Raw genomic sequence first — 13,137 nt, forward strand, 5'->3', positions numbered from 1 at the left:
AGTCGCGGTTGATGCTCAGTAGCCGATCGGCCCCAGCGGCTTCGCGAAATGCATCCGGACCGGTTCGGTGTGGCCGACGATCTGCACGTCGGGCTTGACGTCCTCGTGGTGGCCGAGCCCGAATCGGACGACGTACTGCTTGTAGAGGATCACCAGCGGCGCGGCGGCCAGGGCGGCCTGCATCGCGGCGGCGTTGCCGATCGCGGTGATCGTGTACGGCGGGCTGTAGGTGCGCCCGTTGAGCAGCAGCGTGTTGCCAACGCAGCGCGGTACCGATGTGGCGATCAGCCGCTGATCCTGCATCTGGATCGCCTCCGCGCCGGCGCTCCACAGGGCGTTGAGGACGGCCCCGATGTCTTGCTGGTGCACCACCAGGTCGTCCGGGGACGCGTCGCGCGGGAAGCGGCCGTTGGCGTCGCGCTGGGCGTCGTCGAGGGTCACCGCCAGGCCTGGCCCGTGCACCGGGTTCATGTCGGCCGCACCAGCCAGCTCCGCCGAACGCCGCAGCATGGCTGCCAATGCGGCATCGGAAGACCTCAGATGCGTCGAGTCGATCTTGCCGGCCAGCTCGTCGCGTTCGGCCTTGAGACGATTCACCGAGGCCTGCGTCTCACGCACCAGATCGACCAGGCGCGGCGCATCGCTGCCGCGGATCTCGGCGCCACCGGAAACCCCGTGCGTGGCGGCCAGCAGCAATCCGGCCAGCAGGCAAACCAATGGGACACCGAAGCGCCATGGTGACCGGCGGGTCTGGATCATCGGGTCTCCAATTTCCTGGTCGGGGGGCCAGGTGGGTTAATCTCGTAGCCAAGTCCTGCGTGTAGCTACAACCGCTATCGTTGCACCCCGTCCCGCTCACCGTGATCCCGAGGTAATCATGCCCAAGTCCAAGGTCCGCAAGAAGAACGACTTCACCGTCACCGCGGTCAGCCGGACGCCGGTGAAAGTGAAGGTCGGCCCGTCCAGTGTGTGGTTCGTCGCGCTGTTCGTGGGTCTGATGCTGATCGGTCTGGTTTGGCTGATGGTGTTCCAGTTGGCCGCGGTCGGAAGCCAGGCACCGACCGCTCTTAATTGGATGGCGCAACTGGGCCCGTGGAACTACGCGATCGCGTTCGCTTTCATGATCACCGGGTTGTTGCTCACGATGCGCTGGCACTAACCAAGATCAGCTGCCGAATGAATTCATCTTGGGGTCGATTCGCAGCTAAGCCAGCAACCTTGTGACTACCCAATCACACGCGTGTGATTTATCCCCACTGTTGATAGCTGATGTGGATAACTGCATCGGCAGTGGTGGGAGGGGTTAGGAACGGTATGCAGCAAACATCGTGGCAGCCGCATGCTGCGGGAGTGGCTGGTTGTGGCCTTGGCGGGTTGTTCATGGCTATCGCCAGTGTGACCGCGGTCACAGACCCGCCGGGGCGGGTGCTGGCGGGGATTGCCGGGGCGGGTCTGCTGGTGTTTGCGGGCGGTACTTGGCGCGCACGCCCAAAGCTGGCTATTACCGCGGACGGTCTGGTGATCCGGGGGTGGTTCCGGACGCAGGTATTGCAGCACTCCGACATCAAGATCATTCGGATCACCGAGTTCCGCCGCCTCGGGCGAAAGGTGCGTTTCCTCGAGGTCGAGACGGTCGATGACCGGCTGGTGCTGTTCTCCCGATGGGACCTGGGCGCCGAGCCGTTAGAGGTCCTCGATGCGCTTACCGCGGCCGGCTACGCCGGCCGAGACGGTGCCGGCCCGGCGTAGCTACGCCGAACTTACGAGATCGTGATCGACTCGATCACGACCTCGTCGGTCGGACGGTCGTTGCCGTCGGTGGACGTCGTCGCGATGGCGTCGACGACCTGCTGCGACTCGGCGTCGGTCACCTCGCCGAAGATCGTGTGGCGCCGGTTGAGGTGCGGCGTGGGGCCAACGGTGACGAAGAATTGCGAACCGTTGGTGCCCGGACCCGCATTGGCCATCGCCAGCAGATACGGCTTGTCGAACTGCAGCTCGGGGTGAAACTCGTCGGCGAACTGGTAGCCGGGGCCACCGCGTCCCGTGCCGGTCGGGTCGCCGCCCTGGATCATGAAGCCCTGGATCACTCTGTGAAAGACCGCGCCGTCGTAGAACGGACCGGAAGGACTGCCCGACGCGTTTTGGGTCGAGTACTCCTTCGTGCCCTGCGCCAGGCCGACGAAGTTGGCGACAGTCTTGGGCGCGTGGTTCCCAAACAGGGCGATCTTGATGTCGCCGCGGTTGGTGTGCAGTGTGGCAGTGGCAGTCTGATGCGGGCTGTTGGTCACGACACGAGAGTCTGCCATTACCCACGGACCCGCCCGCACCCGGTGTCAGTCCGGCAGCCCGGACCGAAAAGGCCGACGTCGCGCTGCAATAGCCGCGCCGGTGTTCTTATGGTGGCAGTCTGTAGGTTTCACGGGCGGCACAGAAAGGCGGCAGATGAACGCGCAGGCGGAATCCCGGCTGACTCCCAGACAGCGACTGTCTCGGGGTCTGACCTATTCGGCGGTGGGACCGGTGGACGTCACCCGCGGTCTCATCGGATTGGGGGTCAACTCCACCCAGTCGACCGCGTCGGAGTTGCGCCGCCGCTACCGCCAGGGCCAACTGTCTCGCGATGTCACCGCGGCACAGCAGGCGCTCGCCCAGGAACTGGCCACCGCACAGGAGGTCGTCTCCGGCCTGCCGCAGGCACTGCAAGATGCACGCAAATCCCAACGCCGCCGGGGCAAACGACCCCTGCTGATCGCGGCAGCCGCCATCGTCGTCCTGGCCGGCGGCGGCGCCGCATTCAGCATCGTCCGGCGCTCGACCAACCGCGACAACACCGAACCGTCACCACGGCCACCCAGCGTGGACGTCCAACCGCGACCCTGACGCAGTTCGGACAGTTACGCCAAAACTCACCAATTCCACTGTGCCTGTTCGCTATCCGTGCCAGCGGTCTGGCCGGCCGGCCGTCTCGGCCCGTCTCGAAGTTATTGAAAGGCTTGTGCGCCTGAGAAACTCGGTGCCCGGGTCCGGTGCAAGCACTCGGTCGCCAAGTCTGCCGATTTTAACCCGCAGCCGCGGTTCTCGCCGTAATCTCACAACCCGCAAGGAAAGGTTGTGAGCCCATGGATCTCCGTACCCTGCTGGCCGCGGTTGCCGCCACTCTCGGCCTCGGCCTGACAGTCGCGCCCGCGGCGCACGCAGACCCGCCATATACCGACTGCAGTGCGGCCGCAAAAGACGGGCGTTACAACATCCCGCGCGGTGATCCCGCCTACCAGCAAAAGCTAGACCGGGACAACGGCGGCATCGCCTGCGAATCGCACTGAGCGACTGGACTCAGTCGTCGACGTGGTTCGGCGGCTGCCCGAGCGGCACGGGCTGCGCCGGGTCAACCGGGTAGCACTCGGGCGGCGGGGTCACGTCCTCGATCACGCCCCGGCCGCCGAAGACCGGGTAGCTGGGGCCTTGGTGGCATCGCTCCCAGGTCCCGTCCGGTCCTACCGGTTTGTCGCAGTAGGACTCTCCGGGAATAGCCGTGTTCTGACAGCCCGCCGACGCGGGCGGAGCCGTCCCGACGGCAATTCCGATTCCGCCGATCGTGAGTGCTGCCCCCAGCGCCGCGCTGGCGGCGACCCGCGCTGATTTCGTCATGCGCCGCACGATACAGCTAATAGCGTGACAGCGCCTGTCGAGCGACTTCACCACCGCGCAGCAAATGGAACCCGGGCGACACCGCGGCCCACGAAGGCCAACGACCATGGGGGAGTCAGCAATTCGGCAGTTCGCCATTTTGATTTGTGGAGCCTAGGGGAATCGAACCCCTGACACCTGCCTTGCAAAGGCAGTGCTCTACCAACTGAGCTAAGGCCCCTCGCCAACGGGTGCGGGATCAACTGCTGCCACGTGCCAGACCTCGACCCCGCGTTGTGACCGCACCACCACCGCCACCACGGCGATCAGTGCCAGCGGCAATGCAAGTCTCACACAACGTCTTGATGGGCACATGGTTGTGGGCCTAGGAGGACTCGAACCTCCGACCTCTTCGTTATCAGCGAAGCGCTCTAACCGCCTGAGCTATAGGCCCGTACGCGCGTACGGCCGAGCGACGAGATTACCGCACTCGTCGCCCCACCCCCAAAACCTGCACTAGTCCCGATCCGCCAGCGTCACTTCGATGCCGCCGATCAAGTCCGTCGACAGGTTGTAGACGAACGCGCCGATCGTGGCCATGGCGGTCAGCAAGACGATGTTGAACAAGCCGATCAGCACGGCGCCGCCGAAGATCGTCCCGCTCGACACCAGTTCTCCGCTGCTGCCGCTGGTGTTGTTCAGCAGGTCACCAACGTTGCTGTTGAGCTTGGCCCACACCCCCATGCCGCCGAGCACCAGGTACAGGAACGCCACCGCGATCATCCAGACGAAGAACAGCGCCACCGACAGCATCAGCGACACCTTCAGCGTGCTCCACGGATCGATCCGGCGGATCTGCATGGTGGCCCGGACCGGGCCGCCCTTGCGCCGCGACACCTGGAGCAGGCTGTCGCGATTCTCCCGGGGTTCGGTGCTGGTCGCCCGAGCCGATCCGGTTGATTGTGACGTCTCCGAGCTGCGCTCCGGCGTGGTCTTACGCTGTGATCCCCTCGGGATTCCGCCGGACAGATCCGGCAGCTCGCTGGCGTAGGCGTCATGCGTTGGCCCGTCACCGCGGGCGGACGCATCGAACTCGGGGCTCTTCGGCTGTGGTGGCGCACCGGCCGCCTGCGTGTTGCCGCCCGCGATGAAACGGTTCACTCGGGCATCGACACCCGACGGCTGGCCCTGCGGGCGCGCCTCGGTCGGAGGTTCGCTCTGCCGGTTGGCGGGATTGGCGGCCCGGGCGGCACCGCGCTGCCACGGCGGCGAGTCCCCGCCCTCGGTGCTACGGCCTGCCTGATTGGGGGCCCCACGCGGGTGTGCACCGGCACGCTCGGCCGAAACATCCCCGATCTGGCTGTCGCCCTTCTTGGGGGCACCCGGCTCGCTCGGTGAGGTCACCGGAGACTCCTTACCTCTGCTGCCTTGGCCGACCGGACGGTGGCACTCGCGATTTCTCTGGTCGGGCTGAGTCTAATTGCCCGCGCCCTGTGGCGGTCCGTTGGCAGGCCACTGGTCGGCCCGCCCCCTTAGCGGCTAGCTCTCCGACTCCTCGCCGCCTTCGATTTCCTCGATGTCGTCGCCGGCGTTTTCCTCGGCGTTGCGGGCGATGGCCAACAGTGTGTCGCCCTCACCCAAGTTCATCAATCGAACGCCCTTGGTCTGCCGCCCGGCCTTACGGACCTGGCGCGCCCGGGTGCGGATGACGCCGCCGCCCGAGGTGATCGCGTACAACTCGCTGTCGTCGTCGACAATCAGCGCGCCGACCAGACTGCCGCGACGGCGGTCGTACTGAACGGTCAGAACCCCCTTGCCGCCGCGCCCCTGCACCGGATACTCCTCGATTGCGGTGCGCTTGGCGTAACCGCCGGCCGTGGCGACCAGCAGGAACATGCCTTCCTGCACCACATTCAGCGACAGCAGTCGGTCGTCCTCGTTGAATCGCATGCCCTGCACGCCGGACGTGGCCCGGCCCATCGGTCGCAGCGCCTCGTCGGTCGCCGAGAACCTGATGGACTGCCCGTTGGCCGAGACCAGGAGCAGGTCCTCCTCGGCCGAGCAGAGCACGGCACCGACCAGCTCGTCGCCATCGCGCAGGTTGACGGCGACGATCCCACCCGAGCGGTTGGAGTCGAAGTCGGTCAGCTTGGACTTTTTGACCAGACCGTTCTTGGTGGCCAGCACCAGATAGGGCGCATCCTCGTACCCGCGGATCTGGATGACCTGGGCGATACGTTCCTCGGGTTGGAAGGCCAACAGGTTAGCGACGTGTTGGCCGCGCGCCGTCCGGGACGCCTCCGGCAGGTCGTACGCCTTGGCCCGGTACACCCGCCCTTGGGTGGTGAAGAACAGGATCCAGTCATGCGTCGACGACACGAAGAAGTGCGCGACGATGTCGTCCTGTTTAAGGCCGGCGCCCTGCACACCCTTCCCGCCGCGCTTCTGGCTGCGGTACAGGTCGGACTTCGTCCGCTTGGCATAGCCCGTCTCGGTGATCGTGACGACGACCTCTTCGCGCGCGATCAGATCCTCATCGGCGACGTCTCCGTCGGCGGGGATGATGCGGGTGCGCCGATCGTCACCGTACTTCTCGACGAGTTCGGCGAGCTCGTCGTGCACGATCGCGCGCTGCCGCTCCGGCTTGGCCAGAATGTCCTCGAGGTCGGCGATCTCGGCCTCGATCTTGGCCAGGTCGTCGACGATGCGCTGGCGCTCCAGCGCCGCCAGCCGGCGCAGCTGCATATCGAGGATCGCCTGGGCCTGGATGTCGTCGATGTCGAGCAACTCGATCAGGCCGGCCCGCGCGATGTCGACGGTTTCCGACGCCCGGATCAAGGCGATGACTTCGTCCAGTGCATCCAGCGCTTTGACCAAGCCGCGCAGAATGTGGGCCCGTTCGTTGGCTTTGCGTAGTCGGTACGTGGTGCGCCGAATGATCACGTCGAGTTGATGTTCGACGTAGAGGCGAATCATCTGGTCGAGCCGCAACGTGCGTGGCACACCGTCGACGATGCTCAGCATGTTGGCGCCGAAGCTGGTCTGTAGCTGGGTGTGCTTGTAGAGGTTGTTCAGCACCACCTTGGCGACGGCGTCGCGCTTGACCTCGACGACGATCCGCAATCCCACCCGATCGCTGGATTGGTCCTCGATGTTCGAGATCCCGGCGAGCCGGCCATCGCGGACCTGCTCGGCGATGGAAGTGATGAAGTTGTCGTGGTTGACCTGATAGGGCAGCTCGGTGATCACCAGCATGGTGCGGCCCCGCGAGTCCTCCTCGATCTCGACCACACCGCGCATCCGGATCGAACCGCGGCCGGTGGTGTAGGCATCGTGGATACCCTGCGATCCGACGATCAGGCCGTAGGTGGGGAAGTCCGGTCCCTTGACCCGCTCGCAGACCGCGGCCAGGGTGGCCTCTTCATCGGCGTCGAAATTGTCCAGGCACCAGAACACCGCCTCGGAAAGCTCGCGTAGGTTGTGCGGCGGCATATTGGTGGCCATGCCGACCGCGATACCGCCCGAACCGTTAGCCAGTAGGTTGGGGAACCGGCTCGGCAGAACCGTCGGCTCCTGGACCCGGCCGTCGTAGTTCGGGATGAAATCGACTGTCTCCTCGTCGATTTCACGCAGCATCTCCATCGCCAGGGGCGTCAGCCGCGCTTCGGTGTAACGCATCGCAGCCGGTGGATCATTGCCCGGCGATCCGAAGTTGCCCTGACCGTCTACGAGCGGATAGCGCAGCGACCACGGCTGCGCCATCCGGACCAGGGTGTCGTATATCGATGAGTCGCCGTGCGGGTGGTAGTTGCCCATCGTCTCGGCGACGGACCGCGCCGATTTGGCGTGGCCGCGATCGGGCCGGAATCCCGAGTCGTACATCGCGTAGAGCACCCGGCGGTGTACCGGCTTGAGACCGTCGCGCACCTCGGGCAGCGCGCGCCCGACGATCACGCTCATCGCGTAGTCGATGTAGCTGCGCTGCATCTCCTGCTGAATGTCAACCGGTTCGATCCGGTCGACGGAGTCGTCGCCCGGGGGCAGCGTGGTGTCAGTCATGTAGTCCTCGTTGGTCGGTCAACGGTGGCCGTCTGATCGGTCAGACGTCTAGGAAGCGAACGTCCTTGGCATTGCGGGTGATAAAGCTGCGGCGCGCATCGACGTCCTCGCCCATCAGGATCGAGAACAACTCGTCGGCCGCGGCGGCGTCGTCGAGGGTGATTTGTCGCAACACCCGGACGGTCGGGTCCATCGTGGTTTCCCACAGTTCCTTGGCATCCATTTCGCCGAGACCCTTGTAGCGCTGGATGCCGTCTTCCTTGTTGATCTTGCGGCCGGCCTTCAGTCCTGCCTCGAGCAGTCCGTCGCGCTCGCGATCGGAGTAGGCGAATTCCGGGTCGCTGCGCTGCCACTTCAACTTGTACAGCGGTGGCTGCGCCAAGAACACGTGCCCGTTTTCGATCAGCGGCCGCATGAACCGGAACAACAGCGTCAACAGCAGCGTCGAGATGTGCTGGCCGTCCACGTCGGCGTCGGCCATCAGCACGATCTTGTGATAGCGCAGTTTGGTGATGTCGAACTCGTCGTGGATCCCGGTGCCCAACGCGGTGATAATCGCCTGGGCTTCAGTGTTTTTCAGAACGCGGTCGATGCGCGCCTTTTCCACGTTGATGATCTTGCCGCGCAGCGGAAGGATCGCCTGGAACATCGAGTCGCGGCCGCTCTTGGCCGAGCCTCCGGCTGAATCTCCCTCCACCACATACAGTTCCGAGCGCCGCGGATCGGTGGAACGGCAGTCGGCAAGCTTGCCCGGTAGCCCACCGAGATCGGTCGCGCTCTTGCGGCGCACCAACTCTCGTGCTTTGCGCGCGGCGATGCGTGCTTGTGCCGATGAAACCGCTTTATTAACAACGGTTTTAGCCTCCGAGGGATTGGCCTCGAACCAGTGCGTGAGCTGTTCGTTGCAGACCTTCTGAACGAACGACTTGACTTCGGTGTTGCCCAACTTGGTCTTGGTCTGGCCCTCGAACTGTGGTTCGGCCACCTTCACCGAGATGACCGCCGCCAGCCCCTCCCGAATGTCGTCACCGGTCAGGTTGGCGTCCTTTTCCTTCAACAGCTTCTTGTCTTTGGCGTACTTGTTCACCACGGACGTCAGCGCGCTGCGGAAACCCTCCTCGTGGGTGCCGCCTTCATGGGTATTGATTGTGTTGGCGAAGGTGTGTACCGACTCGGAATATCCGCCGTTCCACTGCATTGCGATCTCGACCTCATGGCCGGTGCCCTTGCCGTCGAAATCGATGATGCTCTGCTGAATCGGGCTCTTGGTGCGGTTGATGTGCTTGACGAAGTCGACCAAGCCGCCGGGGTAGTGGAACGTGCGTCGCTTGACCTTCTGCGAGGCCGTCGACTCGGCCGCTTTTTCTTCTGCGGATTTAGGCGCTTCGGCCGTGTCGCTGACAACCTCGTCGACGACCTCCTCCTTGGTCACCCGCTCGTCGGTGAGGTTGATCGTCAAACCCTTGTTCAGAAAAGCCATTTCCTGCAGCCGACGAGCCACCGTCTCGAAGTCGTACTCGGTCGTCTCGAAGATCTCGGAGTCGGCCCAGAACCTGATCGTGGTTCCGGTCTTCTTTGTGGCCTCGCCTTGTTTGAGGGTTCCGGGTACCGCGCGGTCATAGAACTGCGACCACTCATAACCATCCCGGGAGATGTCCACCTCAAGGCGGCGCGAAAGCGCGTTGACGACAGAGACACCGACACCGTGCAACCCGCCACTGACGTTGTAGCCACTGTTCTCGCCGCCGAACTTGCCGCCGGCGTGTAGTTGCGTCATCACCACGTCCACGGTCGGGGCACCGGTGGCGTGCATGGCGACCGGGATACCGCGACCGTTGTCGGCGACCTCGACACTGCCGTCATCGAGGATGCGCACGTCGACCTGGTTGGCGTAGCCGGCCATCGCCTCGTCCACCGAGTTGTCGACCACCTCCCAGACCAGATGGTGCAGACCTCGCTCCCCGGTAGACCCGATGTACATGCCGGGGCGTTTACGGACGGCCTCTAGGCCTTCGAGCACGGTGATCGCTGACGCGCCGTATTCGTCTTGCGCCTTCTTCTTCTGGGCAGCCACGGTCGGAATGCTCTCCTCGGGGTGTCATGCGGGCGGTTCCAGTCACCGCAGCAGTCGCATCACTTCACTCTACCGTGATCGGGGGCCGGGACCGATTTTCTGGGCGCGTTTCTACCTATCTGGACGCGCCGTGCGCTCAATTTCTCTATTGACGGCGCGTCCGGACGTGCGTCATGGGGGTCCGTTTCGTTCTCGCCGATCTGAGAGGTCGACCTTTACGCCTTGTTGACGGCGGTTCGCCGGCGTCGATGAACCAGTCAATCGTGTCAGCCGTAGGTGTCGCGCGGGCCTCGGCCGGAGATATGCCGGGGCCCCTTCCGCCAGGAAGGGGCGGCCGGCCCGGTGATTTTCAACGACGTCACCACGCCGTTGCCCACCGAGGCGGCGATCTTGGCCAACAACTGAGCCTGGATCATCCGCAGCTGCGTGGCCCAGGCGGTGGATTCGGCCGCGACGCTGAGCACCCCCTCATTGAGGGCGATCGGGGTCGCGTGATCGGCGATCTGGTGGCCGACGACGGACGTCCAGTGGCCGAGCACGGTGCCTTCCGCGACGCGTCCCGACCAACCACGCTTCTTCGCCAGGTCGCGCGCGACCCTGCCCATCGGTTGCGGATCGCGCACGTCGGGTCCAGGACCCGACCAACTTCGCCGTTGCCCGGCAACACGGCGCGCAATGGGATTACTTGCACGCCCACGCCCGGCATCTTTGCCCTGGGCTCGCGCCGCCGCGCGAGCCTCCTCGAGGGTGCGCCGCACCAGGTCGATCCCGCTGAGGTCACTCGGTTGTTCGGTGCTTTGGACGGGCGGCTCGTCCTCGGTGCCGGTCATGCTTGCATCACCGAGACTCGTCCGGCCTCATCATCTTGCAAGTCGATGTGCACCCGCCTAGCGTCCCAGCCCGCGGGGATATCTTCCAGCACCGCCGCGGTTACCAACACCTGTTCCGCGGATTCCGCGACCGCCGCCAGGGCCTTGCGGCGGGACGCGTCCAGTTCGGCGAACACGTCGTCGAGCAACAACACCGGTTCGCTGCCGTCCGCGCGCAGCAATTCATACGCGGCCAGCCGTAGCGCGATTGCAAAAGACCACGATTCCCCATGGCTCGCAAAGCCTTTGGCCGGTTGATCGCCGAGACGCAACTCCAAATCGTCGCGATGCGGGCCGACTAGACACACGCCGCGTTCCAATTCGGCATTACGCCGGGCCGCTAACCCCGACAGCAGTGCGGCCTCCAAAAATTCGCGGTCGCTACCCGCGCCATCACCCACGCCTTCGACACCCAGGCCGTCGATACTCGTTTTGTAATTGATAGCCGCCGGCCGCGAGGCCGGCGCCAACAATTGGTAGGCCTTTTCCACTTCCGGTGCCAACTGATTCACCAAATCGATACGGGCGGCCATCAATTCGGCGCCGTGCTCCGCCAACCTGCTGTCCCACACGTCGAGGGTTTCCAGCGCGCCGTGATCACCTCGATGCCGCGACCCGGCTACCGATTTCAACAATGCCGTGCGCTGCCGCAGCACTTTGTCGTAGTCCGCCCGTACGGCGGCGAGTACCGGGCGACGCACGGTCGCCAACTCATCGAGATAGCGGCGCCGGTCCGCCGGATCCCCGCGAACCAAGGCCAGGTCTTCGGGAGCAAAGAGCACCGCGCGCAATACCCCGATCACTTCGCGCGTACTGCGCACCGGCGAACGGTTCAGCCGAGCCTTGTTCGCCCGTCCCGCGGCAATCTCCAAATCGATCGCGCATTCTCGGCCGTCGTTGACCACGATCGTGGAAATAACCGCGCGGCCGGCACCCGCTCGGATCAACGGCACATCCGTCCCAACCCGATGTGAACCCAAGGTGGTCGAATACCACAGTGCCTCAACCAAATTAGTCTTTCCAAAGCCGTTCGGACCGACGAACACCGTCCGGCCCGGTTCGAGCTCAAGGTCGGCGTGTGCCCAGGACCGGAAATCACGCAGCCCCAAATGCCGGACGTACACCTATCCCGGCAACCGAACTGGCATCAACAGGTAGACGTAATCCGTGGGCAACGCGGAGAACGGCCCGGACCCCGTCGGATGACTATCGGCATCGAACGCCGGGCGCAGCAACGCCGGCTTACCTGGGGTAGTGAAACCGAACGACACCCGGTCCGCCTTCACCGAGCTGAGCCCGTCGGTCAGATAAGTCGGGTTGAACGCGATGGTCAACGGCTCGCCGGCGAAGTCGACGGCAAGCTCTTCCTCGGCCCGGCCGACATCGTCGGCACCGGCCGAAAGCCGCAGCACGCCCTCGGCGAATTCCATGCGTACCTGCGCACCCCGGTCCGCCACCAACGCAACCAGCTTGATGGCTTCGGTCAACTCAGCGACGTTGATGGTCGCGACCGCGGTGTGCTCGGCGGGCAATAGCTGGCGGAACTTCGGGAATTCGGCGTCTAGCAGTCGTGTGGTGCTCCGTTTGCCGTTCCCGCTGATACCAAGCAGCCCATCTTTTCCGACTCCGCTGCCAGCGCCCAACGACAACCGGACATCGGCACCGTCCGTGCCGGTCTTGGCGGCCTCGGCCAGCGTCTTGGCCGGCACCAGTACAGCCGCTTCGATGTCGGGCGACAGCGCTGACCACGTCAGCTCACGAACTGCCAGACGGAATCTGTCGGTCGCCGCCAAAACCACCTTCTCGCCCGAGATCTCAACCCGGATGCCGGTCAGCATCGGCAGTGTGTCGTCCCGGCCGGCGGCAATCGCGACCTGGCCGATCGCTTCGGCGAACAAATCCGACGGCAGGCTTCCGGTTTCTTCCGGCAGCGACGGCAGCGTCGGGTAATCCTCGACTGCCATCGTCGGCAGCGAGAACTTCGCGCTTCCGCAGGTTAGCGCGACCCGATTGCCATCGACGTAAAAGTCGACAAGCTTGTCGGGCAACGCCCGGGTGATGTCAGATAACAACCTTCCTGACACCAAAACGCTTCCCGGAGAAGCTATTTCGGCCGCAACCTGTGCTTCGGCGGAAACCTCGTAATCGAATCCCGAGATGGTCAGGCCTTCGTCCGAGCCGGTCAATAGCACGCCGGAAAGCACAGGCACCGCCGGCCGGCTCGGCAGGTTCTTCGCAACCCACGACACCGCTTCGGCAAAAGATTCCCGGACCAGGCGAAACTTCAGGTCGGTGAGGCCAGCACTTGTCGTCGCCACGTCCATAGCGTCCCTTCACCTGCCCAAAGATCGAATCCGGCAGCTAGCGTTCCAGCCCCGCTAGCGTGAGGCCCCGCAACGAACGCCGATGGTAGGCATGCGCCACGACGTCCACAACGGGAGTCGAATCACAACCGTAGAGCTTCCGCGCCCATCTTGAAAGCTAATCGCAAAGGCCGACAAGCCG

At 64.6% G+C, this 13,137-nt stretch carries 13 protein-coding genes and 2 tRNA genes; 4 read left to right on the forward strand and 11 right to left on the reverse strand.

Translation table 11 applies throughout. The features are described from left to right. Positions 1–15 precede the first annotated feature (15 nt). Positions 16–759 carry a DUF881 domain-containing protein gene (locus DB708_RS26785; protein WP_108926468.1) on the reverse strand — a complete coding sequence of 248 codons (744 nt, stop codon included), beginning with the start codon at positions 757–759 and terminating at the stop codon, positions 16–18. Positions 760–877: 118 nt separating this feature from the next. Here DB708_RS26785 and crgA point away from each other — a divergent pair, with 118 nt between their 5' ends. Both crgA and DB708_RS26795 read left to right on the forward strand, forming a co-directional pair. Next, the gene (gene crgA, locus DB708_RS26790; RefSeq protein WP_108926469.1) at positions 878–1,159 is read left to right on the forward strand and encodes a cell division protein CrgA; all 282 of its coding nucleotides are present in this window, start codon (positions 878–880) and stop codon (positions 1,157–1,159) included. A 155-nt stretch (positions 1,160–1,314) separates the two neighbouring features. Then, positions 1,315–1,749 carry a PH domain-containing protein gene (locus tag DB708_RS26795; RefSeq protein ID WP_108926470.1) on the forward strand — a complete coding sequence of 145 codons (435 nt, stop codon included), beginning with the start codon at positions 1,315–1,317 and terminating at the stop codon, positions 1,747–1,749. An 11-nt stretch (positions 1,750–1,760) separates the two neighbouring features. On the opposite strand, the gene DB708_RS26800 is transcribed toward DB708_RS26795, so the two are convergent. Then, the gene (locus DB708_RS26800; protein WP_108926471.1) at positions 1,761–2,309 is read right to left on the reverse strand and encodes a peptidylprolyl isomerase; all 549 of its coding nucleotides are present in this window, start codon (positions 2,307–2,309) and stop codon (positions 1,761–1,763) included. Positions 2,310–2,445: 136 nt separating this feature from the next. Between DB708_RS26800 and cwsA the strand changes: the two genes are divergently transcribed. Continuing rightward, positions 2,446–2,883 carry a cell wall synthesis protein CwsA gene (gene cwsA, locus DB708_RS26805; RefSeq protein WP_108926472.1) on the forward strand — a complete coding sequence of 146 codons (438 nt, stop codon included), beginning with the start codon at positions 2,446–2,448 and terminating at the stop codon, positions 2,881–2,883. Positions 2,884–3,122: 239 nt separating this feature from the next. Continuing rightward, positions 3,123–3,326, forward strand: a complete 204-nt coding sequence (locus DB708_RS26810; RefSeq protein ID WP_108926473.1) for an excalibur calcium-binding domain-containing protein — start codon at positions 3,123–3,125, stop codon at positions 3,324–3,326. 10 nt (positions 3,327–3,336) lie between these two features. Here the strand turns inward: DB708_RS26810 and DB708_RS26815 are convergent, their stop codons facing one another. The 9 genes from DB708_RS26815 to dnaN all read right to left on the reverse strand — a co-directional run bounded on the left by DB708_RS26815 (position 3,337) and on the right by dnaN (position 12,956). Continuing rightward, complete coding sequence (locus DB708_RS26815; protein ID WP_108926474.1) at positions 3,337–3,651, reverse strand: CDGP domain-containing protein; 315 nt, start codon at positions 3,649–3,651, stop codon at positions 3,337–3,339. A 147-nt stretch (positions 3,652–3,798) separates the two neighbouring features. Then, positions 3,799–3,871: transfer RNA gene (locus tag DB708_RS26820), tRNA-Ala, on the reverse strand. 139 nt (positions 3,872–4,010) lie between these two features. Further along, positions 4,011–4,084: transfer RNA gene (locus DB708_RS26825), tRNA-Ile, on the reverse strand. Positions 4,085–4,146: 62 nt separating this feature from the next. Beyond that, the gene (locus DB708_RS26830) at positions 4,147–5,034 is read right to left on the reverse strand and encodes a DUF3566 domain-containing protein (protein ID WP_108926475.1); all 888 of its coding nucleotides are present in this window, start codon (positions 5,032–5,034) and stop codon (positions 4,147–4,149) included. A 135-nt stretch (positions 5,035–5,169) separates the two neighbouring features. Further along, positions 5,170–7,689, reverse strand: a complete 2,520-nt coding sequence (gyrA, locus tag DB708_RS26835) for a DNA gyrase subunit A (RefSeq protein WP_108926476.1) — start codon at positions 7,687–7,689, stop codon at positions 5,170–5,172. A gap of 40 nt (positions 7,690–7,729) precedes the next feature. Continuing rightward, positions 7,730–9,763 (reverse strand): DNA topoisomerase (ATP-hydrolyzing) subunit B, encoded by a 2,034-nt coding sequence (gyrB, locus tag DB708_RS26840; protein WP_108926477.1) that lies wholly within the window; start codon positions 9,761–9,763, stop codon positions 7,730–7,732. 266 nt (positions 9,764–10,029) lie between these two features. Beyond that, on the reverse strand, positions 10,030–10,593 hold the full coding sequence (locus tag DB708_RS26845) for a DUF721 family protein (RefSeq protein ID WP_108926478.1): 564 nt from the start codon (positions 10,591–10,593) through the stop codon (positions 10,030–10,032). Next, positions 10,590–11,756 carry a DNA replication/repair protein RecF gene (gene recF / locus DB708_RS26850; protein ID WP_108926479.1) on the reverse strand — a complete coding sequence of 389 codons (1,167 nt, stop codon included), beginning with the start codon at positions 11,754–11,756 and terminating at the stop codon, positions 10,590–10,592. The genes DB708_RS26845 and recF overlap by 4 nt, the downstream gene beginning before the upstream one ends. Next, the gene (gene dnaN / locus DB708_RS26855) at positions 11,757–12,956 is read right to left on the reverse strand and encodes a DNA polymerase III subunit beta (RefSeq protein WP_108926480.1); all 1,200 of its coding nucleotides are present in this window, start codon (positions 12,954–12,956) and stop codon (positions 11,757–11,759) included. Positions 12,957–13,137: the final 181 nt, after the last annotated feature.

It is taken from the genome of Mycobacterium montefiorense (assembly GCF_003112775.1).
Lineage (GTDB): Bacteria > Actinomycetota > Actinomycetes > Mycobacteriales > Mycobacteriaceae > Mycobacterium > Mycobacterium montefiorense.

Bases quoted from the DNA above. Each gene is read 5' to 3' on its own strand.
- DB708_RS26785 (WP_108926468.1), bottom strand. From the start codon at position 759: ATGATCCAGACCCGCCGGTCACCATGGCGCTTCGGTGTCCCATTGGTT.
- crgA (WP_108926469.1), top strand. From the start codon at position 878: ATGCCCAAGTCCAAGGTCCGCAAGAAGAACGACTTCACCGTCACCGCG.
- DB708_RS26795 (WP_108926470.1), top strand. From the start codon at position 1,315: ATGCAGCAAACATCGTGGCAGCCGCATGCTGCGGGAGTGGCTGGTTGT.
- DB708_RS26800 (WP_108926471.1), bottom strand. From the start codon at position 2,309: ATGGCAGACTCTCGTGTCGTGACCAACAGCCCGCATCAGACTGCCACT.
- cwsA (WP_108926472.1), top strand. From the start codon at position 2,446: ATGAACGCGCAGGCGGAATCCCGGCTGACTCCCAGACAGCGACTGTCT.
- DB708_RS26810 (WP_108926473.1), top strand. From the start codon at position 3,123: ATGGATCTCCGTACCCTGCTGGCCGCGGTTGCCGCCACTCTCGGCCTC.
- DB708_RS26815 (WP_108926474.1), bottom strand. From the start codon at position 3,651: ATGACGAAATCAGCGCGGGTCGCCGCCAGCGCGGCGCTGGGGGCAGCA.
- gyrA (WP_108926476.1), bottom strand. From the start codon at position 7,689: ATGACTGACACCACGCTGCCCCCGGGCGACGACTCCGTCGACCGGATC.
- DB708_RS26845 (WP_108926478.1), bottom strand. From the start codon at position 10,593: ATGACCGGCACCGAGGACGAGCCGCCCGTCCAAAGCACCGAACAACCG.
- dnaN (WP_108926480.1), bottom strand. From the start codon at position 12,956: ATGGACGTGGCGACGACAAGTGCTGGCCTCACCGACCTGAAGTTTCGC.